This window comes from Actinophytocola sp. (assembly GCF_036378875.1).
GTDB lineage: Bacteria > Actinomycetota > Actinomycetes > Mycobacteriales > Pseudonocardiaceae > Actinophytocola.
This window is the reverse complement of the sequence record NZ_DASUVO010000130.1, coordinates 191,346-215,719: the sequence shown is the minus strand read 5'-3', so window position 1 is coordinate 215,719 and position 24,374 is coordinate 191,346. Positions and strand designations below refer to the sequence as shown.

Annotated in this window: 20 protein-coding genes and 1 pseudogene; 10 read left to right on the top strand and 11 right to left on the bottom strand. The window is 70.3% G+C overall.

What is annotated here, in order from left to right; translation table 11 throughout:
- Positions 1-57: 57 nt before the first annotated feature.
- From VF106_RS38110 to VF106_RS38095, 4 genes are all read right to left on the bottom strand, one after another.
- Positions 58-468 carry a PPOX class F420-dependent oxidoreductase gene (locus tag VF106_RS38110; RefSeq protein ID WP_330844834.1) on the bottom strand — a complete coding sequence of 137 codons (411 nt, stop codon included), beginning with the start codon at positions 466-468 and terminating at the stop codon, positions 58-60.
- 33 nt (positions 469-501) lie between these two features.
- Complete coding sequence (locus VF106_RS38105) at positions 502-1,053, bottom strand: PadR family transcriptional regulator (protein WP_330844833.1); 552 nt, start codon at positions 1,051-1,053, stop codon at positions 502-504.
- Between the two features lie 10 nt (positions 1,054-1,063).
- Positions 1,064-3,205: a DUF2339 domain-containing protein gene (locus VF106_RS38100; protein ID WP_330844832.1), complete on the bottom strand. Its 2,142-nt coding sequence runs from the start codon at positions 3,203-3,205 to the stop codon at positions 1,064-1,066.
- Positions 3,206-3,275: 70 nt separating this feature from the next.
- Entirely contained in the window at positions 3,276-6,548 is a 3,273-nt protein-coding gene (locus VF106_RS38095; RefSeq protein WP_330844831.1) for a S8 family serine peptidase, read from the bottom strand.
- Positions 6,549-6,637: 89 nt separating this feature from the next.
- Here VF106_RS38095 and VF106_RS38090 point away from each other — a divergent pair, with 89 nt between their 5' ends.
- Positions 6,638-7,579 carry a helix-turn-helix domain-containing protein gene (locus VF106_RS38090; protein ID WP_330844830.1) on the top strand — a complete coding sequence of 314 codons (942 nt, stop codon included), beginning with the start codon at positions 6,638-6,640 and terminating at the stop codon, positions 7,577-7,579.
- Between the two features lie 37 nt (positions 7,580-7,616).
- Complete coding sequence (locus VF106_RS38085) at positions 7,617-7,979, top strand: VOC family protein (protein WP_330844829.1); 363 nt, start codon at positions 7,617-7,619, stop codon at positions 7,977-7,979.
- Here VF106_RS38085 and VF106_RS38080 read toward each other — a convergent pair.
- Positions 7,976-9,070, bottom strand: a complete 1,095-nt coding sequence (locus VF106_RS38080; RefSeq protein ID WP_330844828.1) for a carboxylate-amine ligase — start codon at positions 9,068-9,070, stop codon at positions 7,976-7,978. The genes VF106_RS38085 and VF106_RS38080 overlap by 4 nt on opposite strands.
- A gap of 134 nt (positions 9,071-9,204) precedes the next feature.
- Between VF106_RS38080 and VF106_RS38075 the strand changes: the two are divergent.
- Both VF106_RS38075 and VF106_RS38070 read left to right on the top strand, forming a co-directional pair.
- Positions 9,205-10,060 (top strand): annotated as a pseudogene (locus VF106_RS38075) (SDR family oxidoreductase).
- 22 nt (positions 10,061-10,082) lie between these two features.
- On the top strand, positions 10,083-11,264 hold the full coding sequence (locus VF106_RS38070) for a zinc-dependent alcohol dehydrogenase (RefSeq protein WP_330844827.1): 1,182 nt from the start codon (positions 10,083-10,085) through the stop codon (positions 11,262-11,264).
- A 1-nt stretch (position 11,265) separates the two neighbouring features.
- Here VF106_RS38070 and VF106_RS38065 read toward each other — a convergent pair whose 3' ends face one another.
- On the bottom strand, positions 11,266-12,264 hold the full coding sequence (locus VF106_RS38065; protein WP_330844826.1) for a DNA topoisomerase IB: 999 nt from the start codon (positions 12,262-12,264) through the stop codon (positions 11,266-11,268).
- Between the two features lies 1 nt (position 12,265).
- Positions 12,266-12,625: a DUF4235 domain-containing protein gene (locus VF106_RS38060; RefSeq protein WP_330844825.1), complete on the bottom strand. Its 360-nt coding sequence runs from the start codon at positions 12,623-12,625 to the stop codon at positions 12,266-12,268.
- Positions 12,626-12,646: 21 nt separating this feature from the next.
- On the opposite strand from VF106_RS38060, the gene VF106_RS38055 reads away from it, so the two are divergent.
- Complete coding sequence (locus VF106_RS38055) at positions 12,647-13,039, top strand: phage holin family protein (RefSeq protein WP_330844824.1); 393 nt, start codon at positions 12,647-12,649, stop codon at positions 13,037-13,039.
- On the top strand, positions 13,036-13,377 hold the full coding sequence (locus tag VF106_RS38050; RefSeq protein ID WP_330844823.1) for a DUF3618 domain-containing protein: 342 nt from the start codon (positions 13,036-13,038) through the stop codon (positions 13,375-13,377). Before VF106_RS38055 ends, VF106_RS38050 begins: the two co-directional genes overlap by 4 nt.
- On the opposite strand, the gene VF106_RS38045 is transcribed toward VF106_RS38050, so the two are convergent.
- Positions 13,374-13,940: a TetR/AcrR family transcriptional regulator gene (locus VF106_RS38045; protein WP_330844822.1), complete on the bottom strand. Its 567-nt coding sequence runs from the start codon at positions 13,938-13,940 to the stop codon at positions 13,374-13,376. The two genes, VF106_RS38050 and VF106_RS38045, sit on opposite strands and share 4 nt — an antisense overlap.
- Before the next feature lie 172 nt (positions 13,941-14,112).
- Between VF106_RS38045 and VF106_RS38040 the strand changes: the two genes are divergently transcribed.
- The 4 genes from VF106_RS38040 (at position 14,113) to VF106_RS38025 (ending at position 20,019) form a co-directional block, all read left to right on the top strand.
- Entirely contained in the window at positions 14,113-16,302 is a 2,190-nt protein-coding gene (locus tag VF106_RS38040) for an MMPL family transporter (protein ID WP_330844821.1), read from the top strand.
- A gap of 298 nt (positions 16,303-16,600) precedes the next feature.
- Positions 16,601-16,912 (top strand): hypothetical protein, encoded by a 312-nt coding sequence (locus VF106_RS38035; protein ID WP_330844820.1) that lies wholly within the window; start codon positions 16,601-16,603, stop codon positions 16,910-16,912.
- Positions 16,913-16,956: 44 nt separating this feature from the next.
- Positions 16,957-18,720 (top strand): serine/threonine-protein kinase, encoded by a 1,764-nt coding sequence (locus VF106_RS38030; protein ID WP_330844819.1) that lies wholly within the window; start codon positions 16,957-16,959, stop codon positions 18,718-18,720.
- Positions 18,721-18,912: 192 nt separating this feature from the next.
- Positions 18,913-20,019 (top strand): ABC transporter substrate-binding protein, encoded by a 1,107-nt coding sequence (locus VF106_RS38025; RefSeq protein WP_330844818.1) that lies wholly within the window; start codon positions 18,913-18,915, stop codon positions 20,017-20,019.
- A gap of 214 nt (positions 20,020-20,233) precedes the next feature.
- On the opposite strand, the gene VF106_RS38020 is transcribed toward VF106_RS38025, so the two are convergent.
- From VF106_RS38020 to VF106_RS38010, 3 genes are read right to left on the bottom strand one after another with little or no spacing between them, the layout of a single operon-like run.
- Positions 20,234-21,943 carry a glycerol-3-phosphate dehydrogenase/oxidase gene (locus VF106_RS38020; protein ID WP_330844817.1) on the bottom strand — a complete coding sequence of 570 codons (1,710 nt, stop codon included), beginning with the start codon at positions 21,941-21,943 and terminating at the stop codon, positions 20,234-20,236.
- A gap of 28 nt (positions 21,944-21,971) precedes the next feature.
- Positions 21,972-23,486 carry a glycerol kinase GlpK gene (gene glpK / locus VF106_RS38015; RefSeq protein WP_330844816.1) on the bottom strand — a complete coding sequence of 505 codons (1,515 nt, stop codon included), beginning with the start codon at positions 23,484-23,486 and terminating at the stop codon, positions 21,972-21,974.
- Positions 23,487-23,513: 27 nt separating this feature from the next.
- Positions 23,514-24,296, bottom strand: coding sequence for an MIP/aquaporin family protein (locus VF106_RS38010; RefSeq protein WP_330844815.1), 783 nt, complete (start codon positions 24,294-24,296; stop codon positions 23,514-23,516).
- Positions 24,297-24,374 lie beyond the last annotated feature (78 nt).

Genomic DNA, 24,374 nt, shown 5'->3' with positions numbered 1-24,374 from the left:
AGTGCACCACTCCCGGGCAACCGTGCCGGGATGCCCACGAAATCGTCCAGCCACGTCCTAGACGACGTCACGTGCCGCCGCGCCGTCGAGGCCCCAGGCGACGATTCGGCGCGGGTGGATGCGGAGGTAGACCTCGTCGAACGGGAACCCGGCGCCGAGCAGGCGGCCGACCTCGCCGCCGCCGTCCATGAGCGCTTCGGCCCAGCCGCGGATCTCGATGCCGCGCGGGGCCCACGGGTCGACGGTCGCGAGATCGTCGACGACCACGGCCACGTCCGGGTTGGCGAGCACGTCGCGGAACTTCTTGGTCGCGGTCATGGTCGCGACGCAGCCGATGACGAGGGTGTCGGTGTCGCAGAAGACGCCGACGGGGGTGACGTGGGGGCGGCCGTCCTTGCCGACCGTCGCGAACCGGCCGAGGGGCTGGCTGGTCAGGTACTCGATCTCGGTGTCGGTGAAGGTGGCCATGCCGGAGAGTCTACCTGGATTATTCAAGCTTGACTATTTGCTGAGGCGGTCGGCCAGCTCGGCGGCCCACCGCGCCTCGCCTTCCTGGAGGGTGGCGATCAGGTCGTAGCTGTCGGCGACGTGGGGTGGGATGCCGCCGGTGTCGTCGGCGCGGATGTCGGCGGCCATGGTGCGGTGGTCGGCCGCCGACGCGGCCAGGTCGGTGGCGCGCCCGCGGAGGGTGGCGGCCAGTTCGGCGGGTGGGAGGTCGGGCAGGAACGCCAGACCGGCGAGCAGGGGGTGGTTGGGCAGGCGGGCCTCGGTGAGGTTCTCGCGGAGCAGGCGGGTGTACTCCTGCTCCCCCGCCGGGGTGAGCCGGAAGTGGGTGCGTTCGGGGCGGGCACCCTGCCGATCGGTGCCGGCGCTTTCGAGGAAACCTTCGCGCACCAAGGTTTTCAGCGCGTTGTAGATGGACCCGGGCGCGATGTTGGCCCATGAGGCGGCGCCGCGGGCGAGCAGCTTCCGGCGCACGTCGTAGCCGTGCACGGGGCCGTCGCTTTCCCGGACGACCCCGAGCACGAGCAGTCTTGTCGGCCCCACGATCATGGGGCCAAGGCTACGACCGACCGCGTGCGGCGACGAGTTTGGCGTAGCGAGCGCCGGCCGCGAGGAGCACGAGACCGGCTACGAGGAACGCGGAGACCCGCGCCATGCCGTCCAAAGAGGACAGATCGAACAGGACGAGCTTGGCGAGCGCGGCGACCACGAGTGACAGGCCCGCGACCCGCAATGGCACCGAGTCGACGCCGCGGAGCAGCAGGACCAGCGCGGCGACGGTCCAGGACACGGTGACGAGCACGTGGCCGAGCAGGAACCCGTCGCGGGCCGGCGAGATCAGCAGGCCGATCGACAGCAGTGTCGCGGTTGAGCCGTAGAGCCCGAGGAGTCCGGCCGGCACCCAGCCGTGCGGTGCGTGTTCGCCGTCGGCGAGCACCTCGAGCCGGAACACGGCCCAGCACAGGGTGATCGCGACGGCGGCGTACAGGGCGCCGGTCAGGCCGAGGGAGATGGCGGCGCCGGTGTCGGTGCCGCCGAACCGGGGCTGGACCAGGTACTCGGGCCTGGCCGTGAACACCAGGCCCAGCACGAAACCCACCACGGCGAACAGTGCCGCCGGCAGCAACGCGAGCGCGAGCCGCAGGCGGACGGCGAGCACGGTGAGGACGAGTGCTTCGGCGAGGAAGGCGATGGGGCGGGCGTCGCCGTCGAACCCGGTGGCGGTGGCCTGGAGGAACGCGAGCGTGGCGAGCCCACCCGCGGTCAACGCGAACGGCCGGTGCAGGTCGGTGACGTAGCCGAGTGCCCAGACGACGATCAGCAGCACACCGATCGCGGCGGGCAGGATCGTCGCGCCGGCCCGTGGGAGCAGGAGCGCGGCGACCATGCCCGGCATGGGCGCGAGGACCAGCAGGATCGTGGTGACCTCGTCGCCGGGGCGACGCAGCTCGGTGGCGGTCGCGAGCAGGACGATGACGCCGCTGGTGACCCCGGCGAGGACGGCGGTGAGGACGGCGTCGGCGCGGTGGTCGACGGCGAGCAGGACGTTCACCAGGCACGCGATGACCGGTGGCGCCGCGGCGGCGCTGAGCAGGCCGCTCCACCGTTTGACGAGCTGCACGGGCGTCGTGCCGACGAGCAGGACGAGCAGGAAGCCGAGCAGGAGCGCGTCGAACCCGTCGGTGATGATGGGCGCGGACACCGCGCAGCAGATCACGACGAACATGGCGAGCAGTTGGGAGTCCCACCAGCCGGCGAGCGCGACCCCGCCCGCGGTGACGGCCAGTCCGGTGAGCAGCCCGCCCCACGGCGTTAGGAAGCCGTAGAGCGAGGTGGCCGCGACGACGGCGAGGTAGAGCACGGCGATCCCGGTGGCGGCGAGTGCGTAGGCGCCGGTGCGGGCGGTGGGGCTGCGGTGCAGCCAGGTGCCGATGCCGGTGAGTGTGAGGCCGAGCCCGGCGCCGAGGAGGACGCGGGGTAACGGGCCGAGGTAGCCGCGCTGGATGGCGAGGATGAGGAGCAGGACGACCCCGGCGAGGGTGACCACGCCGCCGGCCCAGGCGAGGATGCGGCTGCCCGCGCCGTCGCGGCTGAGCCGTTCCCACAGCGTGGGGGTGGGCGGAGGTGGTGTCGGTGGCCGGTACCCGAATGGTTGCGGGCCGGCCTGTGGTGTCGGGGTGGTCAGCAACCATTCGCGTTGCTGACCACCGGCCCGCGCGGCGAAGGGGCCTGGCGGCCACTGCGCGCCGGCCGGGTTGGCGGGGCCGGTTGTGCCGTGGTGGGGACCGGCGTGGCCGGTCTGGCTTGCGGCGGAAGGGATGGGTGACTGGTCGGCTGGGTGAGTGAAGGCGGCGGCTTGATGGCTCGCGGCGGGTGGGACCGCTTCGGCAGCCTGGTGATCGGCGGGCGAACTGGTTGGTGGAACTGGTTCGGTGGTGGGGTGGCCGGCAGTTGGGTCAGCTGTGTCGGCCGGCGTGGGTGCGGCGTCGGCGGTGGCCTGATCCGGGTTGGGTGGAGTTTGCTGCGCGGTGGGCGGGCCGGGATCGGCAGCGGATTCTGTTGGTGCGGCGACGGGTTGGGGTGCTTCTGGCTGCCGTGGCGTGAGGGCCTGTAGTTCGGCGCCTATCTGGCCCAAGCGGGTGCCGACCTCCACGAGCGCGTCGGCAAGTCGTGGCAGGGACTCCGAGAGCTGGTCAGCCATGCGTCTCAGTACACCAACCGCCCGGGTGGGGCGGATGCGTAACATTACTCAGCCGGGCGTCACGATGTGATCACCGCACCGGGTAGGCGTCCAGCAATGTCTGTTTGATGGTGCGGTTTTCGGCGGCGGTGGCTTCCGCGCGTACCGAGATGTGCTGTCCTGGCCGGGTGATCACGCCCGGCACGAGCACCCGGTAGGTCCCGTCGAAGCCGGGGACGACGATGCCCTGGTGCCAGCGTTTCCCTTGGTCGGTCGACGCCCAGAACCGCAGGGTGCCTGGTTCCAGGCGGAAATCGGTGCCGCCGGCCATGGAGGTCACGCGGATGTCCAGGTCGAGCAGGTGCCAGGCCGGCAGCCTGCCGTGAGCGTCGGTGCCTGGTTGGTAGTCGATGGACAGCAGCCGTGGTTTGGTGTCCCACGCCTCGGGGTCGGTGGGTGCTTGGGACGGGAAGGTCCAGGCGGTGCTGGTGCTGCTCGCGATGGGCAGGCGCGTCGGGTCGGGTGTCGAGGTGTGTTCGAGCCGGAAGGTCGCCGGTTCGGGTGGGCTGTCGAAGTACCAGCTGTCGCCGAACCGGGGCAGCTCGGTTCCGTTGCGGTACAGGCGATAGGTGCGGTTGCCGGCGGCGGCGGGCTCGTGGAGGCTGCCTTCGTGAGCGCCGTCGCTCAGGTCCACGGGCAGTTCGATGCGTTCTCGGTTGTGTGAGGCGGTGGTGACTGCCGGGGCGGGTGACCGGAACCAGACGGCGGGGCGCCGCTCCCCCGGGCGGTAGGTGGTGGTCGGGGTGCAGAGCACCGCGACCACGTCGTGTGGGCCGGCGACGCATTGGCGCCAGCGCACGTTCGGGCTCGCGGTGACCCATTCGGTGCGTTTCGTCGGCGCGGGGAGTGGGTGCAGCCATCCTTGTGTCGCGTAGACGAGGTCGGTGTCGGGTTGGCGGTAGGTGCGGTAGGAGTCGGGTTGTCCGCCGAGGGACCGGTAGTCGGCGTCCACGCGGGCGAAGCTGGACCGGGACGCCCGGTAGGTGGGCGGGTTCGGCACGGTCGGGCCGCCGAGCACGACGGCGTACCGGTCGGTGCCGCGGTTGAGTTCCCAGCGGGTTTCGAAGCTGACGCGGCCGTGCCGTACCGGGGTGGTTGGTTGCACGAACACGGTGCCGCGGGCGAGTTCTTCGCCGGTGGCGTAGATGCCGTCGCTGATGCCGCCGTCGCGCCGCGCGTCCTCGCGTCCATAGTGGAGGGACACGGTGGACACGGTGGTGCGTGCGCCGTCGACGGTGACGGGCTTGAGCTGTTTGGCTTTGCGGGCGTCGATGGTGTAGGTCAGGTCGCGGTCGACGGTGAGTTCGGGGGTGCCGGCGAAGGACACGGTCTCGGGGGTGGCACCGGACGCTGGGGTGACGATTCTGGCGACGGCGCTGATCGGGCCGGGTGCCATGCGTGCGGTGCCGCGGCCGTTCTCGTCCAGCTGCAGCACGGTGTACCCGCCGCCGGTCGACGGGTGCATCTCGGCCATGTTGGCGAGCCACACCGTCCCGTACGCGTCGGGTTGGCCGTGCCGGTTGAGCACGGTCAGGGCGATGTTCTGGCGGGGTGCCTCGTTGTAGAAGCCGAGGGGCATGCGGGTGGGCTGTTTCCCTGGCCTGGTAAGGGTGACGGCGCCGGTGTGGACGCCTTTGCCGCCGCTGCCTGGGGTGAGGGTGACGGTCACCGGCACGGTCTGGCCCGGCGCGACGGTGAACTGTGCGGGGGTGGCGGTCACCAGGTTGTCGGGGGCGGGACGGCCGGCGGGATCGCGGACCTCGTCGCTGATCGTCACCGTTTCCGGTTGTGTGCCGTCGTTTTCGACGTGCAGGGTGATCGTGCGTTGGGCGGTGTTGTCGCCGTGGCGCAGGTAGCCGAAGTCGACGTTGCCTCGGTCGAGGTGGAGGGTGTCGGCGAGGGCGCCGGCCAGGTCGATGTGGCCCGCGCCCTCCGCGTACGGCGTGGGGGTGGGGGTTTTGGCGTCGGCGGTGGTCATGAGTGTGTTCTTGATCCGCTGCCAGTCCCAGTCGGGGTGGCGTTCGGCCAGCAGCGCGGCGGCGCCGGCGACGTGCGGGGCGGCCTGGGAGGTGCCGGTCATCTGGGTGTAGCCGTCGCCGCCGGTCTGTGCCGCGGTGATCGACACGCCGGGGGCGGTGACGTCGGGTTTGGCGCGGAAGCTGCCGCGTGCCGGGCCCTGTCCGGAGAAGTACGGGGGCAGCCCGTCGGTGTTGGCCGCGCCGACGGTGAGTGCGCTGGCCGCGACGCCGGGGGTGCCGACGGACGACGAGCCGGGGCCGTCGTTGCCGGCCGCGACGACGAACAGGGTGTCGGTATCGGTGGCGAGCCGGTCGAGTGCCTGCGCGGTGGGGTCGTCGCCATCGCCTGCCTTGCCGCCGAGGCTGATGTTCACCACGTCCGCGCCTCGTGCCGCGGCCCATTCCATGCCACGGATGACCCACGACAGCTGTCCGCGCCCGTCTGCGGCGAGGACCTTGCCGGACAGGAGACGGGCGCCATACGCGACCCCCTTGCGTACGCCGCCCGCCGCCGCCCCGGTGCCGCCGATGATCGACGCCACGTGCGTGCCGTGTCCGTGGCCGTCGGCGGCGGTCGGGTCGTCGGTGAAGTTGGCCTGCTCGATGACTTTCCCGCGCAGGTCCGGGTGGTCGGCGTCGACGCCGGTGTCCAGCACCGCGACGTCCACCCCGGCGCCCGACAGGCCCGCGTCCCATGCCTGCGGCGCGCCGATCCTGGTGAGGTTGCCGTCCAGTTCGGCGGCGCTCACGCGGCGGTCCAACCACACCTTCACCCCACCCGCCGCCAGCACGGTGGTGAACGCGGTCTTCTTCGGTAGGTCGACCGCGGTCGCGTCGATGCTGGGCAACGCGGTCCCGCCGGTCCGCAGCCCGGTCTGACCGCGGACGATCACGGGCAGGGTGTCGGTCTCCGCGTCGCCGTAGCCCTGGGCGAGCAGACCGGTCACGTTGAACAGTTCCAGGTCGAGTGTCTCGGGAACCAGGTGCTCGACCGACGAGGGCACCACGTACAGGTCGCTGCCGCGTCGCAGTGTGGTGAACCCGGTCGTGCCCTCGGCGGGGCGCATGGTCGCCCTGGGGAGCCCGTCGACGTCGCGGGTCACGGTGGCCACGTCGCCGGTGATCAGGGTTACGTCGGTGGCCGGCCCGGCGGGAGCCAAGGCCGGGCCGGCCACCGAGGCGGCCGCCGTGGGCGCGGCCGGAGCCGTTGTCGCCGACACGCCGGCGGCAACGACAAGTCCGGTGAGCACCGCCAGCAGACGGTGGAGCGGTCGCTGCAGGTGCATGGGCCAGTCCTACGGCATCCGAATGGAGGAAGGAACGGCTCGGGCGTGGCGTGTTGCCGCCATGGCGAGAACTGGCCAGGATGACGATCATGCTGGAGGCCTTGGGGATCAGCCGGTTCGCCGAGTCCGTCTACCGCGCGCTGCTCGCCGGCCCTGGCCGTACCCCGGCGGAGTTGGCCGCGGACCTGGACCGGTCGGCGAAGGCGACCCGCCGGGCGGTGTCCGAGCTGGCGGAGCTCGGCCTGGTCACGAGGGCGCCGGGCCGGCCGGTGCGGCTGCTGCCGGCGCGGCCGGACACGGCGATCGACCTGCTGGTGGCGCGCCGGCAGAGCGAGCTGACCGCGTTGCAGGTCAACGCGCGGGCGCTGGTGGCGGAGATGAGCGGGCCGCGTCAGCCCGACGAGCTGTTGGAGATCCTGGTCGGGCAGCAGGCGGTGGCGCACCGGTACACGGCGTTGGTGCGGGGCTGTGAGCGGGAGCTGTTGGTGATCGACCGGCCACCGTACGCGGCGCCGGTCGAGCCGGCGGAGCAGGAGGTCAGCACGCGGCTGCGGGACGAGGTCGTGGTCCGCGGCCTGTACGCGCCGGAGTCGCTGGAGCCGGCTGGCGCGTTGGAGGCGGTGAAGCGGGCGATCGAGAAGGGTGAGCTGTCGCGGCTGCATCCGAAGCTGCCGATGAAGCTCGCGATCATGGACCGGCAGGTGGCGTTGCTGCCGCTGGCGTTGGAGGACATGGTGGAGAGCGCGCTGGTGGTGCGCAAGTGCGCGCTGCTGGACGCGTTGGTGGTGTTGTTCGAGTTGTTGTGGGAGCAGGCGTCGCCGGTGGTGCCGGGTCCGGTGGCCGCGTTGCCGGACATCGGGTTGCTGACGTTGCTGGCGGCGGGCGCGAAGGACGAGACGATCGCGCGTCAGCTGGGCATCAGCCCACGGACGGTGACCCGTCGGGTCGCGGAGCTGTTGGACCAGCTGGGGGCACGGACCCGTTTCCACGCCGGTGTGCTGGCGGCCCGCAACGGCTGGCTGGTCGACTGACCGGTGCCCTCGGCCATGGCGGGTTACGGTTGGACACATGTCCAGTCGGATTGTCGCCACGGTGTTCGACTGTCGGGACGTCGAGGCGCAGACACGGTTCTGGTGCGCGACGCTCGGTTACGACATCCAGCGCCGTTGGACGGACGCGCACGGTGTGGAGTATGTGGAGGCGGGCACGGACGGGGCGTCGCCGCTGCTGTTCCACCCCGTGTCCGAGTTGAAGCGGGCCAAGAACCGGGTGCATCTCGACGTCCGTCCGAGCGGGGCGCAGTACGACGAGGTGGCGCGGCTGGTGGCGTTGGGGGCACGGGTGATCGAGGACGACCCGGCGCAGGACTGGGTGGTGCTGCAGGACCCGGAGGGCAACGAGTTCTGTGTCCTGGCCGCGGAGTCCGGCTAGCTGGACGGTTTGGTCACGGCCAGAGCTTGGACCGCGTCGTGGGGGTCGCCGGTGGCGAGTTGGCGGTCGGCGCCCGTGCCCAGTGTCAGCAGCCTGCGCACGTCCTCCCGCACGGTGGTCACGTCGTCGGAGTCCTCGAGCGCGGCCCGTACGGCGGACAGCAGTTCGGTGACGAGCACGGTCGCCGGCGCCTGCCGTTCCAGCACGGGGTGGATGCCCGGGCCGGACACGCCGTGCCGCGCGGCCGACCACAGCGCTGCGGCCGCGATCTGTTCGCCGATGGCGGGTGCTTCGCGGCCGGCGGCAAGGTCGGTGAGCGCGGTCGCGACCAGTGCGCGGGACAGCGCCGCCTGTAGCCGGGTGGCCTCGATGTCGACGCCCGTGTCGGCAACCCGAATCTCCACAGCGGACAGTCGCGGCAGCGGCCGGGCCAGCCACAGCGGTGCGGTGTCGTCGACCAGCACACCCAGTTCCACCAGCCGCGCGACGCGTGACTCGTAGGCGCGGGTCGACGCGAAATGCGGCGGCATCCCGCCGGCGGGCAGCCGGGATCGCTGCACGGTGCGCCAGCTGGGGTAGCCGGTGTCGGCGCCGTCGCAGTACGGCGAGTTCACCGACAGGGCGAGCAGCACCGGCAGCCACGGCCGCAGGTGGTTCACGACGGCGACCGCGGTGTCCGGGTCGGGCACGTCGACCTGGACACGGCAGCCGCAGGTCTGGTCGGACACCACCGCGCCGTAGGCGTCGGCCACGGGCGCGAACTTCTTGCGTGGCACGACGAATCCGCCCATCGGAGGGCAGCCGGCGGGCAGTGCCCAGGTGCCGGCGGCGCGCGCGGCGGTCGCGAGCCGCAGCCGGGCGACGGTGAGCCGCTCGGTCAGCTCGGCGAGCGTGCCGCACCGGCCGCTGCCCATCTCGACCCTGGTCTCGCACAGCTCCGCGGCGAGGGTGGCGTCGGGAGCGGGGGCGGTGAGGGTGTCGGCGTAGCGCAGCACGTCGTCGGCCGCCGGCTCGGTGCACCCGGTGTCGGGGTCGACGAGGAGGAACTCCTCCTCGACGCGGAGGGAGAGCACGGCGTCCCCGTCCGCCATCCCCGACCTCCTTCCACGCGTCTGCGGGGGCCAGTCTGACTGACCGGCCGGGCGCGCGCGAGACGGGACTCGCTGTGGCGGTTGACACGGAAACACCAGGGTAACCCGACGGGAGCCAACCGTGGGGAGGGCAGATGGCCGACCACAACCAGCCGCCGCAACAACAGGAGCCACCCGGCGAGACCAGCGCGATGACACCGCGGCCGCGGGACGAGATGACCGACTACGTGGGCCGGGACCTGTTGCGGCACAAGCGTGCGCTCATCACCGGCGGTGACTCCGGCATCGGCCGGGCGGTGGCCGTCGCGTTCGCCAAGGAGGGCGCCGACGTGGCGATCGCCTACCTCGAGGAGCACGGCGACGCCAAGCACACCGCCGAACTCGTGCGTGCCGAGGGCCGCCTGTGCGAGCTGATCCCCGGCGACCTGGCCGAACGGGACCACTGCGCGGCGGTCGTCGAGCGGGCAGTCTCGGCGCTGGGCGGACTGGACATCCTGGTGAACAACGTGGCGACGCAGTCGCCGGTGGACTCGCCAGAGGAACTCACCGACGAGCAGTGGCAACGCACGTTCGACGTGAACATCCACAGCTACTTCCGGGGTGACCTCGGCCGCGCTGCCGCACCTGGGTGAGGGCAGTGTGATCATCAACACCGGGTCGGTGAACGGGTTGCGCGGCAACAAGAGCCTCATCGACTACGCGGCGACCAAGGGCGCGGTGCACACCTGGACCTACGCGATGGCCCAAGCACTGGTGGACCGCAAGATCCGGGTCAACTGCGTGGCGCCCGGTCCGGTGTGGACACCGCTGATCCCCTCGACGCTGCCGGAGGAGAAGGTCGCGACGTTCGGCCAGCAGGTGCCCTACGGGCGGGTGGCCCAGCCCGACGAGCTCGCACCGTCCTTTGTGTTCTTCGCCGCGAACCAGCTCTCCTCGTACTACTCCGGTGAGGTGCTCGCCGCGCTCGGCGGCGAGACACATCCCGGCTGACCACTTTTCGGGAGGAAACGCGATGAAAGCCGTTACCTGGCAAGGCAAGCGGGACGTGCGGGTGGAGACCGTGCCGGACCCGACGATCCGCGAACCGACCGACGCGATCATCAAGGTGACCTCGAGCGGCATCTGCGGCTCGGACCTGCACCTGTACGAGGTGCTCGGCTCGTTCCTCGAACCGGGCGACGTGCTCGGCCACGAACCGATGGGCATCGTCGAGGAGGTCGGCGCCGAGGTCAGCCACATCAAACCCGGGGACCGGGTGGTGGTGCCGTTCAACATCTCGTGCGGGCACTGCTTCATGTGCCGGCAGGGCCTGCAGTCGCAGTGCGAGACCACCCAGGTCCGCGCACAGGGCAAGGGCGCCGCGCTACTCGGCTACACGAAGCTGTACGGGCAGGTGCCGGGTGGGCAGGCGGAGTACCTGCGGGTGCCGCAGGCGCACTACGGCCCGATCCCGGTGCCGCAGGGCCCACCGGACGAGCGGTTCGTGTACCTGTCGGACGTGCTGCCGACCGCATGGCAGGCGGTCCAGTACGCCGCGGTTCCCGAGGGCGGCAGCGTCGCGGTGTTCGGGCTCGGCCCGATCGGCCAGATGTGCTGCCGGGTCGCCAAACACCTCGGCGCCGGACAGGTCATCGGCGTCGACCTGGTACCCGAACGTCTTGCGCTGGCCGCGAAGTACGGCGTCGTCACCGTCGATCTGAGCGACGACGACACGGTGTCCACGATCCGCAACCTCACCGCCGGCCGCGGCCCGGACTCGGTGATCGACGCGGTCGGCATGGAGGCCCACGGCTCCCCCGCCGGCAAGATCGCGCAGCAGCTGACCTCGTTGCTGCCCAAACCGGTGGCGGCGAAGTTGACCGAGAAGGCCGGTGTGGACCGGATGGCCGCGCTGCTCGCCTCGATCGACACGGTCCGCCGAGGCGGCACGGTGTCGCTGTCCGGTGTGTACGGTGGCATGGTCGACCCGATCCCGATGATGGCGTTGTTCGACAAGCAGATCCAGCTGCGGATGGGTCAGGCGAACGTGCGCCGCTGGATCGACGACATCCTGCCGCTGGTGACCGGCGACGACGACCCGCTGGGCACCGAGGACCTGGCCACCCACCAGCTGCCACTGGGCGACGCGCCGCACGGCTACGAGATCTTCCAGCAGAAACAGGACGGTGCAATCAAGGTACTGCTCAAGCCGTGACTCAGGCTTTGAGCAGGCGGATCACGGCGCGTTCGATGTCGTGGCGGGTCTCCTCGATCGGTTTGCCGGCGGCGCGGCGCAGCGCGCGGTCGATCGTGCGGCCGTCCTCGAACGCGGTCAGCACCCGGGGATCCACATAGGACCGGCGGGCCACCGCCGGGGTGTTGCCCAGCTGTTCGGCCACGTCGGCCAGCACCGCCTTCTCCACCCGGCGCAGCGCGGTCCGCGACCCGGGTGGCTCGTGCCCGGCGACGACCACCGCGGCCAGGACCGTGGCGTGCCAGGTGCGGAGGTCCTTGGCGGTGAAGTCGGGGCCCACGATCTCCTGGAACCTCCGGTTAACGTCCTCCGCCCGCACCTCGCAGCGGTCGTTCCCCGCGCGGTACACCAGGAGCCGGTCGAGGTCCGTGCGGCCCCGGCGCAGCGCGGTGATCAGCGGCGCGAGCCGGTCGTCACGGATGCGCAGACGCCGCTCGACGCCGCCCTTCGCGACGTAGTCGAACCGGATCTCGCCGCCGCGGACGGTGACGTCACCGCACAGCAGCGTCGCCACCCCCCGGCTCTCCTCGGCGTACTCCTCACCGCCGGTGCGGAACACGCCACGGTCGAGCATGCGCAGCGCACCCGCGAGCACCCGCCGTTCGGTCAGCCCCCGCGTGCACAGGTCCTCATCCACGGCGGACCGGAAGTCGGGCAGCCTGCTCGCGAGCCGCAGCACCCGCTCGTGTTTCTCCTCGTCCCGCCGCTGCCGCCACCGCTCGTGGTAGAGGTACTGACGGCGGCCGGCCGCGTCCGTGCCGACCGCCTGGATGTGCCCGTTCGGAAATGGGCAGATCCACACCCGCGTCCACGCCGGCGGGATCGCGAGGCTCGAGATGCGGTCCACCTCCGCACGGTCGGTCAGCGGCTGGCCGGAGGTGTCGAAGTAGCGCCAGCCGCGCCCGTACCGGCGCCGCCGGAACCCATCGCTCCGGACGTCGCTGCGCCGCAGTCGCGCCAAGTCAGTCGTCCGGCCACTCCCCGGTGACCTTGCGGTAGCCGACCGCCCCACCGCGGTCCATCGCCGCCTTCACCGCACCGAAGATCGCGCCCTGGATCGTGGCCGCGAGCAGCACCTGCCCCCACGTGGCGTGCTTGTCGGTGGCGTCGGGCGCCTCGTCACCGCCGGCGACCTTGCCCCACACCTTGTTGAAGACCGCCGTCGCCAGCAAACCGCCGAGCACACCGACCAGCATCCCGACCGGCTTATAGATGATCTTGTTGACGTTCACCGCGTACTCCTCGTGCAGTTCGGGATCAGGGCTCGCATGCGCGGCGGGTACCCGCCGCGAGGTTGCCCGAATCGCGTGTTTCCAGGTCACGGCGCTGGGTATTCGCGATCCATGACGGACCAAAACAGCGACAAGTCGACGGCCGACCTGGTCCGAGACCTCGCCGACCAGGTGAACCGCCTGGCCCGGACAGAGGTCACGCTCGCCGTCCGTGAACTCAAGGACAAGGCCCGCCACGCCGGCTTCGGAGCGGCGGTCGCCGGCGCCGGCGGGGTGTTCGCCTTCTACGGCGGCGCCACGCTGGTCGCCGCGTGTGTGCTGCTGCTCACGCTGGTCCTGCCGGCGTGGGCTTCCGCGCTCATCGTCGCCGGCGCGTTGTTCGCGGTCGCCGGGATCGCGGTGCTGGTGGCACGCAAGCAACTCCGCCAGGGCTCCCCGATGCCCTCGTCCGCCGTCGAGAACGTGAAGGACGACATCCAGGCGGTCAAGGAGGCCCGGCAATGACCGACAACGACGAGCGGTTGACGATTCCCGCACAACCGCCGACCGACGAAGACCTGCGCCAGGACGCGGACCTGACCCGGCAGGAACTGGCCGAGACCGTGGCCGCGCTGGGTGAGAAGGCCGACGTGAAGGCCCGCGTGCAGCGGGTCGCACACGACAAGGCCAAGGAACTGCGGCAGCGCGGCGACGAACTGGTCGACAAGCTGCCCGACTCCGTGGCCACCCGGGTACGGCCGGTCGTCACCGGCGCGACCAACAAACCCATGATCCCGCTCGCGACCCTGATCGCGTTCCTGCTCGTCTTGAGGTTCCTGCTGAAACGACGCGCGGCCCGCTAGTCCCGGCGCCGGGGACGACCCAGCAGACGCCGCATCGCGTCCGCCAGGTGACGGCGCAGTGTCTCGTCGTCCATGTAGGCCAGCGCGGGCGTGTTGCCGCCCATGGCGACCCCCACCAACGCGACGTTCGCCGCCACTGTGGCCGCCTCGTCCGCGTCCGGTCCCACGAGCATCTCGGGCATCCGCACCAGCACGCTCTGCTCGGCGTACACGATGCGGTCGACCACCCGCGCGAGGCCGGGATCGCTGCACACCACCGCGACCAGCACGCGGTTGCGCACCACCAGGTCGACGAACCCGTCGATCACATAGTCCGCGCGCGGACCCGGCCGGGTGATCGTGGCCGCGTGATCGAGGATGGCGGTCAGTTCGCGCAGCGCCGGCAGCGCCACCGCCTCGGTGATCTCGTCCTTGGTCTTGAAGTGGTAGTAGACGGCGGCCTTCGTGACCCCGAGCGCGTCGGCGATCATCTGCAGCGACGTGCCCTCCACGCCGTGCACCGTGAACAGCCCGAGCGCGGTCTCGAGCAACCGGGCACGGGTGTCACCCTTCGTCGCCGTCATCACGGCCCTCCTCGCTGAGAATCCGACCGTACCTCCTCAGCTTGCCACTCGGCAAGCACGCCACTTGCTGTTCGACAAGTCACACACTTGCCGATCGGCTTGGAACCCGCTAGCCGAACGGCTAGCTTGGTGACCAACCCGACACAGCCAAGACAAGCAAGTGGAGCTAGCGGTGGCGACATTCCTTTACCGACTCGGACGAGCATCCTTCCGGCGACGCTGGCTCGTCACCGGCGTCTGGGCCGCCGTGCTCATCGCCATCGGCGTCGGCGCGATCGGCCTCTCCGGCACGCTGTCCAACGCCTTCTCGATCCCCGGCACCGAGTCCCAACAGGCCATCGACCACCTCAAGAAAACCTTCCCCGAGGCACACATCGGCGGCGGCACCGCCCGCGTCGTCCTCCAAGCCCCCGAAGGCCAGAACCTCACCACCCCCGGCAACCAGGCCGACATCCAACAGGTCGTGACCGCCCTGCGCGACGCACCCCAGGTCGCCGCCGTCACCGACCCCCTCCAGACCCAGGCCCTCTCCCGCGACGGCCGACTCGCCCTCGTCCAGGTCAGCTACGCCAAACAAGCCTCCGAACTGACCGACACCGACCGCGAAGCACTCAACGCCGCCGCCCACAGCAGCGACCTACACGCCGAGATCGGCGGCGACGCCACCCAGGCCGCCCCCGAAACCGGCATCGCCGAAATCCTCGGCGTCGCCGTCGCCGCCGTCGTACTCGTCATCACCTTCGGCTCACTACTCGCCGCCGGACTACCCCTGCTCACCGCGCTCATCGGCATCGGCATCGGCATGAGCGGCCTGCTCGTCCTCTCCGGCCTCACCGAACTCAACAGCAACACCCCCGTGCTGGCACTGATGATCGGCCTCGCCGTCGGCATCGACTACGCCCTGTTTATCGTCTCCCGCTACCGCACCGAACTCGCCGACGGCGCCGACCACGAGGAAGCCGCAGGCCGCGCCACCGGCACCGCGGGCTCAGCCGTCATCTTCGCCGGCCTCACCGTCATCATCGCCCTCGCCGGCCTCACCGTCGTCGGCATCCCCTTCCTCGGCGAGATGGGCCTCGCGGCCGCCGCCACCGTCGTCATCGCCGTCCTGATCGCCCTCACACTCCTGCCCGCCGTCCTCGGCTTCACCGGCGACAAGATCCACGGCCGCCTACCCGGCCTGCGCGGCGGCCCCAAACCCGGCCGCGCCAGCATGGGCGAACGCTGGGCCCGGTTCATCGGCCGCCACCGCACCGCCGTACTCACCATCGCGGTCGCCGGCGTCGCCGTCATCGCCATCCCCGCCGCCAGCATGCAACTCGGCCTCCCCAACGACGCCACCGCCGCACCGGAAAGCAGCCAACACAAGGCCTACGAACTCGTCAGCGACGGCTTCGGCCCCGGCGCCAACGGACCACTGACCGTCGTCGTCGACACCACCGGCGCCCGCGACCCCCAAACAGCGCTCACCACCACCGCAACCCGCATCAGCGAACTCGACAACGTCGCCGTCGTGATGCCACCAACCCCCAACAGCACCGGCGACACCGCCATCCTCAACGTCATCCCCAAAACCGGACCCAACGACGCCGCCACCGAAAACCTCGTCGCCAACATCCGCGCCGCGGCCACCGGCATCCACGACACCACCGGCGCCACCATCGCCGTCACCGGCCAGACCGCCGCCAACATCGACGTCTCACAGAAGCTCTCCGACGCGATGCTCCCGTACCTCGCACTGATCGTCGGACTCGCGTTCCTGCTGCTGATGCTCGTGTTCCGGTCCGTCATCGTGCCGCTCAAGGCCACCATCGGCTTCCTCGCCTCCGTCGCAGCCACCTTCGGCGCGGTCGTCGCCGTCTTCCAGTGGGGCTGGCTCACCGACCTCCTCGGCGTCGAGGCCACCGGACCCATCATGAGCATGCTGCCCATCTTGCTCATCGGCGTCCTCTTCGGACTCGCCATGGACTACCAGGTGTTCCTCGTGACCCGGATGCGCGAGGAACACGTACACGGCACCCCATCACGCGAGGCCGTCGTCACCGGGTTCGCCCACGGCGCCCGCGTCGTCGCCGCCGCCGCACTGATCATGACCAGCGTGTTCGCCGGCTTCCTCTTCGCCGAGAACTCACTGATCCAGTCCATCGGCTTCGCACTCGCGGTCGGCGTCGCCGTCGACGCGTTCGTCGTCCGCATGACGATCGTGCCCGCACTCATGTCGATGCTCGGCAAACACGCCTGGTGGCTGCCACGCTGGCTCGACCGCCTGCTGCCCAACGTCGACGTCGAGGGAGCCCGGCTCACCAGGCCCGACGACAGCGACCCAGGCGAATCCCGCGAGCGGATCCCCGCCACGGTCTAGTGCTTGTGACCGCAAAAGGTTCGCCGGGTCCCCGGCCGCTCCGCGCTGTGAAAGACGTTTTCAGGTCGTTGAACATCATCAGCGCGTCTTTCGGGACACACGCCCGCGAACCCAACGCGTCTTTCACAGCGGCGGCCTAACGGCGCGGCCGAGCGAGCCGGCGAACGTAATCGGTCACAGCACTAACCAAGCTGGGGACGGAGAGATTCTCCCCGTCCCCAGCTTTTTGTTCCATTTTCGTGCGACTGGACGGTACCGACCGCAGCGCGGTATCATCGGACATCTTTATAGCCAATAGATGATTCAGACTGGGAGGACGGCAGTGGAGGACGTCGGCGAGATCGGGCGCCTGCTGTTCGGCCGGCCATGCCGCCTACGCGTGGCGCTGTGGATCCACGGCCGCGGCCGCCAGCGCTTCTACCAGTCCGAACCCCCCGACGACGTCATCCCCCAGAGCGCCGCCGGCACCGAACTACGCCGCTTCGTCCACCTCGGCATGCTCACCGAACACCGCGAAGTCGGCAGCCGCCGCGTCTACTACGAGACCACCAGCAGCCCCCTGTGGAGCATCATCTCCGCCGCCGCCCGAGTGATGGGCCCACCGAAGTAACGCCCTCCCCCCAAACGGCTCCACACAGTCATTAGGCTGGACCGGTGCGTAGCGGGGACGTCATCGCCAGCCGGTACCGGCTGGAAGAAACCATCGGCGCCGGAGGCATGGGCGAGGTCTGGCGGGCAACCGACCTCGAACTCCGCCGAGTAGTCGCGATGAAACAGGCCACCACCGGCAACGGCGAGGAAACCCGCCGCGAAGCCCGCATCGGCGCCGGACTCCACCACCCCAACATCATCTCCGTCTTCGACGTGGTCACCGAGGACGACCGGCAATGGCTGGTCATGGAATACCTACCCGCCCGCAGCCTCGCCGACGTCTGCCGCGCCGACGGACCCATCCCACCCGACCAGGCCGCCCACATCGGCGCACAGATCGCCACCGCACTCGCCGCCATGCACGACAAAGGCATGGTCCACCGCGACATCACACCCGCCAACATCCTCGTCACCGACGACGGCACCGCCAAACTCGCCGACCTCGGCATCACCGCATGGGACGAGGTCACCCTCACCGGCACCGCCAGGTCCGGCGGCACCCCCGGCTACACCGCCCCCGAAGTACTCGCCGGCCACCGCGCCACCGCCGCCTCCGACCTGTACTCACTCGGCGTGACACTGTCCGCCGTCGGCGAAGGACACCCCCAGACCGACAAACGCGTCGACGGCGCCATCACCGCGCTGACCGACCCCAACCCGGCACACCGACCCACCGCCGGCAAAGCCGCCCAACTCCTCGAGCGAACCAGAACAACCGGACACCCCCGCCGCACCCTCGTCGCCACCAGCCTCGCCGTCGTCGCCGCGCTCGCCACCACCTTCGTCATCGTCCTGTCCAACTCGGGCAGCACCACACCCAACGGCGCGGCCCCAACGTCCTCACTCCCCGCGATCCCGCCCTCCGACGACCACAAACTCCTGTTCGGCATCGGCGAACACCTCGACTCCGCCTTCGCCGCGGAACTCGTACGACAGACCCGCGTCCGGATGCTCACCACCCAGTACGACAACGCCGGCGAACTGTCGGACTTCACCGCATGGCGCGACACACTCGTGTCCGACGCCTACGCCGAGGGCTTCGCACTCCACCTGATCATCAACGACTGGGAGGACGAAGACGCCGAGGGGCCCGTCAACACCGACTACGGCGTCGGCTGCGGCCGCCGCCACCCCCTCTCCCCCGAGTTCCCCCTCCACATGCGCAACCTCGCCCGCGGCTTCGCAGGCGACGCCGACGGCCCCCCGCTGTACGTCACCGTCTTCCAGGACGTCAGCGCCTTCGCGTGCACCGACGGCCAGTACGCCGACACGACCGCATCCACCAACTACTACCGCGCCCTCATGGACCGCTACCTCGAGGTCCGCGACATCTTCAAGGAGGAAGCGCCCAACGCGAAGGTGGCCATGGGCTGGCAGGTATGGCAGGCCAGCCTCGACGACAACCCCGCGACCGGCGCCGGACCGTCCATGTTCGCGCACTTCGCCGACGCGCTACGGGCGTCGGACTTCCAGTCCGTCCTCGCCAAACAGCCCCAGGGCAACGTCGACCAGGTGCGGGAGTCGGTCCGCATCCTCGGCAAGTACGGCCCGGTCATGGTCTCCGGATACGGCAACCAACAAATCAAGGGCGACATCGTCGACAAGGACCTGACGACCCTGCTGTCCCCGGATTCCATCGCCCAGCTCACCGACCTCGGCCTGTTCGCGTGGAACTTCACCTCCGAAGGCGTCCTCGCCAAAGCCGACGACTCCACCATGGACTTCGTCAGGGACGTCATCCGCAGCACCGGCCGGGAACCGCGATAGGCACCCCTCCCCTTCTGTGCTTCTTTTGGATTGGTGAATGCGTGGGCCCGGTCTCCGCTGAGGCGGAAATATCGGACATCAATATAATTACTAGGAGATTTTTATGAATGAAGGGGAGTGCGGGTGCGTCCGCCACGGGGACATGAGATGGGATGAACGCCTACTGCCGCGATCCACGGGAGACGCCAACGCATGAACACGCCACCTGGGGCGGCGCGGACTGACGGATCATCCGTCCGGATCGGCGCTCTCGTTCCGCTGACTCGGCCTGGCTGGGTGGAGGCCGGCCGACATTTGCTCGCCGGACTCGACCTGGCCGCGTCCGAGGTCAACGACGCCGGCGGGATCGGCGGAAGACCGCTCGAGCTGGTGGTCCGAGACACCGCCGCTGATCCACAGACGGCCGCAGCGGCCGTGGATGAGCTGGCTCGCCTTGGCGTGGCCGCCCTGGCGGGCGAGTACCACAGCGTCGTCGCTCGTGCCGCCTCCACCAGGGCCGACGCCCTCGGTCTGCCGTTCCTCTGCTCGTCGGCGGTTCTCGACGCGCTCACTGAACAGCCGACGGAATGGGTCGCGCGCCTCGCCCCGGCGCAGTCCCACGGCTGGCAGATCTACGCGGACTTTCTCCTCGACGCCGGCCACCGTCGCATCGCCGTCGCAGCCGAGTCGAGTGTCTACTGGACGTCTGGGACCCGCATCCTGCGGGACTACCTCGCTCCACGCGGCGGCACCGTCATCGAACTCGACATGCGTGCGATCGCCCCCGCGTCCGTGTGCGACGAACTCGTCGACAACCGCGCGACAGCCCTCCTGCTGCTGGTCGGCCACCCCGAGCCGGCAGTGTCGATCGTCAAGTCTGTTCGCCGCGACCAGCGCCTCGCCGACCTCTTGGTCGGTGCTCCGGCCGGGCAACCGGAGTTCCCCGAATGGGCGACCCTGCTGGGCGAAGACAGCGCCGCGATCCCGTTCCTGCGCTACCTGCCCGAACGCCTCAGCCCACTCGGCGCACGAGTCGAGACGACCCTCCGCGAGCGGCTGGCCGAAGAAGCGCCCTCCTTCGTCGCCTTCGAGGGCTACGACACGGTCGCCGTGCTCGCCGATGTGCTGCGTTCCCACGGCACGGACCGCGCGCGCACCGCCGAATCCTGGCCGCGCATCGCGGTCGAAGGCACTCGCGGACGGATCCAGTTCTCCCGCACGCCAGGTATCAGCGTCTGGCAATGGGCCTGGCCGCCAGTCCAGGTCGTTGACCGAGACCCGGCGGAACCCGGTCGCTTCCGGATCCTTCACACCGGCTGAGAGAGCACGGAGGTCCGGTCACACCCGGACGACACTCGCGGCGGCCCCGAAGCGAAACTCGGCGGTGCCGAACGCGAAACTCGCGGGGGCTGAAAGCGCGACTCGCGAAGGTTGGCGGTGGGTGGGTGACCGGGATCGTGGGGTTCGGTCACCCACCCACCGCGGGCCGTCGTCGGGCTCGGCGGGAGGTCTGCGTCGGGCCCGACGACGCGGCTCAGCCCGCCGCGGCGCCCGCTGACTGCGCTGAATGTGGTGACTGTGCTGACTGTGCGAACGCGGACGCGTCGTCCGGGGCCTGGAGTGCGGCCAGTTCCGCCTGTGCCAGCTCGAGGTAGTCGCTGATCGCTGTTTCGCGGGCCAGGTCGTCCCAGCCGATATGTTCGGCGACCAGGTCAGCGACCCGTGCCGCGACGGCCAGGCCGCGGTCGGGGTACTCGATGGCGATCCTGGTGCGGCGTGACAGCACGTCGTCCAGGTCCAGTGCGCCCTCGTGCGTCACCGCGTACACCGCCTCGACCGCCAGGTACTCGCCTGCGTCGCTGAGTGGCTCGGCCAGCCGCGGGTCCCGGTCGATCATGGTGAGCAGCTCGGTGACCGCCGAGCCGTACCGGCCCAGCAGCCGCTCCACGACGGTCACCGGGAGGCCAGCGTTCGCGGAGAGGCGTTCCCGGTCCGACCACAGCTCGCGGAAGCCGACCGCGCCGTGGATCGGCAGGTGTTTGGTCAGCGACTTCGGCACCGCCTGGCCCAGGCCCTTGACGGCCGCGTCGACCACGTCCGCCGCCATGACCCGATAGGTCGTGTACTTCCCGCCGGCCACCAGGAAAAGCCCCGGCGCCGGTTCGGCCACCGCGTGTTCGCGGGACAGCTTCGTGGTGTCGTCCGCTCCCCCGTCCAGCAGCGGGCGCAGACCCGCGTACACGCCAACCACGTCGTCGGCGGTGAGCGGTTCGCGCAGCACCGAGTTGACGTGCTCGAGCAGGTACTCGACGTCGGCGCGGGTCGCGGCCGGGTGGTCCGCGCCGTGGTCCCACGGGGTGTCGGTGGTGCCGATGATCCAGTGCCGGTCCCACGGGATGACGAACAGCACGCTCTTCTCGGTGCGGGTGATCAGCCCGACGTCCAGGCGCACCCGCTCGCGCGGGACGAGCAGGTGCACGCCCTTGGACATGCGCACGTGGAACGGCGGCTTCGCGTGGTCGAGCCCGCGGACCTCGTCGGTCCACACGCCCGCCGCGCTGATCACCCGCTTGGCACGCACGACCTGCTCGCCACCCGAGAGCAGGTCGCGTACCCGGACCCCGGTCAGCTCGCCGCCGTCCCGCAGGACCTCCGTCGCCGCCACGTGGGTGAGGACGGTGGCCCCGTGCTGGGCGGCGGTACGCGCGACCATCATCGTGAGTCGCGCGTCGTCCACCTGTGCGTCGTAGTAGCGGACGGCGCCGGTCAGGGCGTCCGGCCGCAGCGCGGGCGCCATCTGGAGCGCCGCGCGTCGGGAGAGATGCCGGTGCATCGGCAGCGCGCGGGCGCCGCCGATGCTGTCGTACAGCGCCACGCCGGCCCCGACGTAGGCGCGTTCCCAGACCCGGTGTGTCAGCGGGTACAGGAACGGCACCGGCCGGACCAGGTGCGGCGCCAGTCGGTGCAACAGCAGGCTCCGCTCCTTGAGTGCCTCGCGCACCAGACCGAAGTCCCGCTGCTCCAGGTAACGCAACCCGCCGTGGATCAGCTTGCTGGACCGGCTCGACGTGCCAGCCGCCCAGTCCCTCGCCTCGACCAGCGCGACCGACAGGCCACGTGACGCCGCGTCCAGCGCGGCGCCGGCACCCACCACGCCACCGCCGACGACGACCACGTCGAACTCGGTCTCGGCGAGGGCACGCAGCCCGGCGGCCCGGTACGCGGGATCCAGCTTCGCGGACATTCCGGCACCTCTCCCCTACTTGATCGAACTATCGAACGTCGTCGTCGACCCAGTCGAACGACTTGGTGACGGCCTTCTTCCAGTTGCGGTAGACCCGCTCACGCTCGCCGGCGTCGAGTGACGGGATCCACCGCTTGTCCTCGGCCCAGTTGGCGCGCAGCTCGTCCAGGTCCTTCCAGTAACCGACCGCGAGACCCGCCGCGTAAGCGGCGCCCAACGCGGTCGTCTCGGCTACCTTCGGCCGCACCACCGGGACGTCGAGCACATCGGCCTGGAACTGCATCAGCAGCTCGTTGGCGACCATGCCGCCGTCGACCTTCAGGCCGGTGAGCTTCACGCCGGAGTCGGCGTCCATCGCGTCCAGCACCTCGCGGGTCTGGAACGCCGTGGCCTCCAGCACCGCGCGGGCCAGGTGGCCCCGGTCGACGAACCGGGTCAGGCCGACCAACGCGCCGCGGGCGTCGGCCCGCCAGTACGGCGCGAACAACCCGGAGAACGCCGGCACGAAGTAGGCCCCGCCGTTGTCCTCGACGGACCGGGCCAGCTCCTCGATCTCCGCGGCCGAGCCGATGATCTTCAGGTTGTCGCGCAGCCACTGGACCAGCGCGCCGGTGATCGCGATCGAACCCTCGAGCGCGTACACCGCCTTGGCGTCACCGATCTTGTAGCAGACGGTGGTGAGCAGGCCGTTCTCGCTGCCGACCTTCTCCTCGCCGGTGTTGAGCAGCATGAAGTTGCCGGTGCCGTAGGTGTTCTTCGCGGTGCCCGGCTCGTAGCAGACCTGGCCGAACGTGGCCGCCTGCTGGTCGCCGAGGATGCCAGCGATCGGCACGCCCTGCAGCACACCCGGGCCGCCGTGGCCGTAGACCTCCGACGAGGACCGGATCTCCGGCAGCATCGCCAGCGGAACGCCCATCTCCTTGGCGATCTCGGCGTCCCAGGACAGGGTGTCCAGGTCCATCAGCATCGTGCGCGACGCGTTGGTCACGTCCGTGATGTGCAGGCCGCCGTTCGGACCGCCGGTGAGGTTCCACAGTGTCCACGTGTCCGTGTTGCCGAACAGCAGGTCGCCGCTCTCGGCCTTCTGACGCGCGCCATCGACGTTGTCCAGGATCCAGCGGATCTTCGGGCCGGAGAAGTACGTCGCCAGCGGCAGGCCGACCTTCGCCTTGTAGCGCTCCGCTCCCCCGCCGAGCGCGCCGAGCTCCTCGACGATGGCCTGGGTGCGGGTGTCCTGCCACACGATCGCGTTGTAGACGGGCTCGCCGGTGTTGCGGTCCCACACCACCGCGGTCTCGCGCTGGTTCGTGATGCCGACGGCCGCGAGGTCACTGATGTTCAGGTCGGCCTTCGCGAGCGCCTGGTTGATCACGTCACGCGTGTTGGCGCTGATCTCCTTCGGGTCGTGCTCGACCCAACCCGCTCGCGGGAAGATCTGCTGGTGTTCCTTCTGTCCCACCGAGACAATCGTGCCGGAGTGGTCGAAGACGATCGCCCGCGTGCTGGTCGTGCCCTGATCGACGGCGAGTACGTACTGGGTCATAGAGGCGTCCTTTCAACAACGTTGTGGTCAGAACACGATTTGGGCAACGAGTCCGGCGAGCACGCCGCCGATGATCGGGCCGACGACCGGCACCCACGCGTAACCCCAGTCGGAGTCCTTCGCGGCGCGGGCCGACGCGGTGCCGGGACCGCCGACACCGACCGCGACGGTTGCCTTGTGCTGCACCGGAAGCAGCGCGTGCGCGATGCGGGGGCCGAGGTCGCGGGCGGGGTTGATGGCGTACCCGGTCGGGCCGCCGAGGGAGGCGCCGATGCCGACCACCAGCAGAGCGACCGCGAGCGGACCGAGCCCGGTCGGCGTCTTGCCGAACGACAGCACCACGAACACCAGCACGAACGTGCCGACGACCTCGGTGACGACGTTCCACAGTGGGCTGCGGACCTCTGGCCCGGTGGAGAACACCGCGAGCTTCTTGCCTGCGTCCTCCTCGGCCTCGAACTGCTTGCGGTAGGTGAGGAACGCCGCGCAGGCACCGAGGAACGCCCCGAGGAACTCACCCGCGAAGTAAACGAGCGTCGAGCCGAAGGTGATTTGGACGTCCGGCGCGTAGGTGTCGGCGCCGGAAGCCAGGATGCCGAGCGTCACGGCCGGGTTGAGGTGCGCGCCGGACTTGTAGGCGACGAACACCCCGGCCATGACCGCGAAACCCCAGCCGAAGTTGATGAGTAAGAAACCGCCGTCCTTGCCCTTGGACTTGGCCAACAGCACGTTCGCCACGACCCCGGCACCCAGCAGGATCAGTATGGCGGTGCCGAGTGTCTCGCTGACGAAGACCTCTCCGAGAGACACGTCGCCTCCATTCGTCGTTGAACGGCCGTGTCACACCGACACGAGCAACGGCGACGCTATGGAGGAGGCCGACCCACC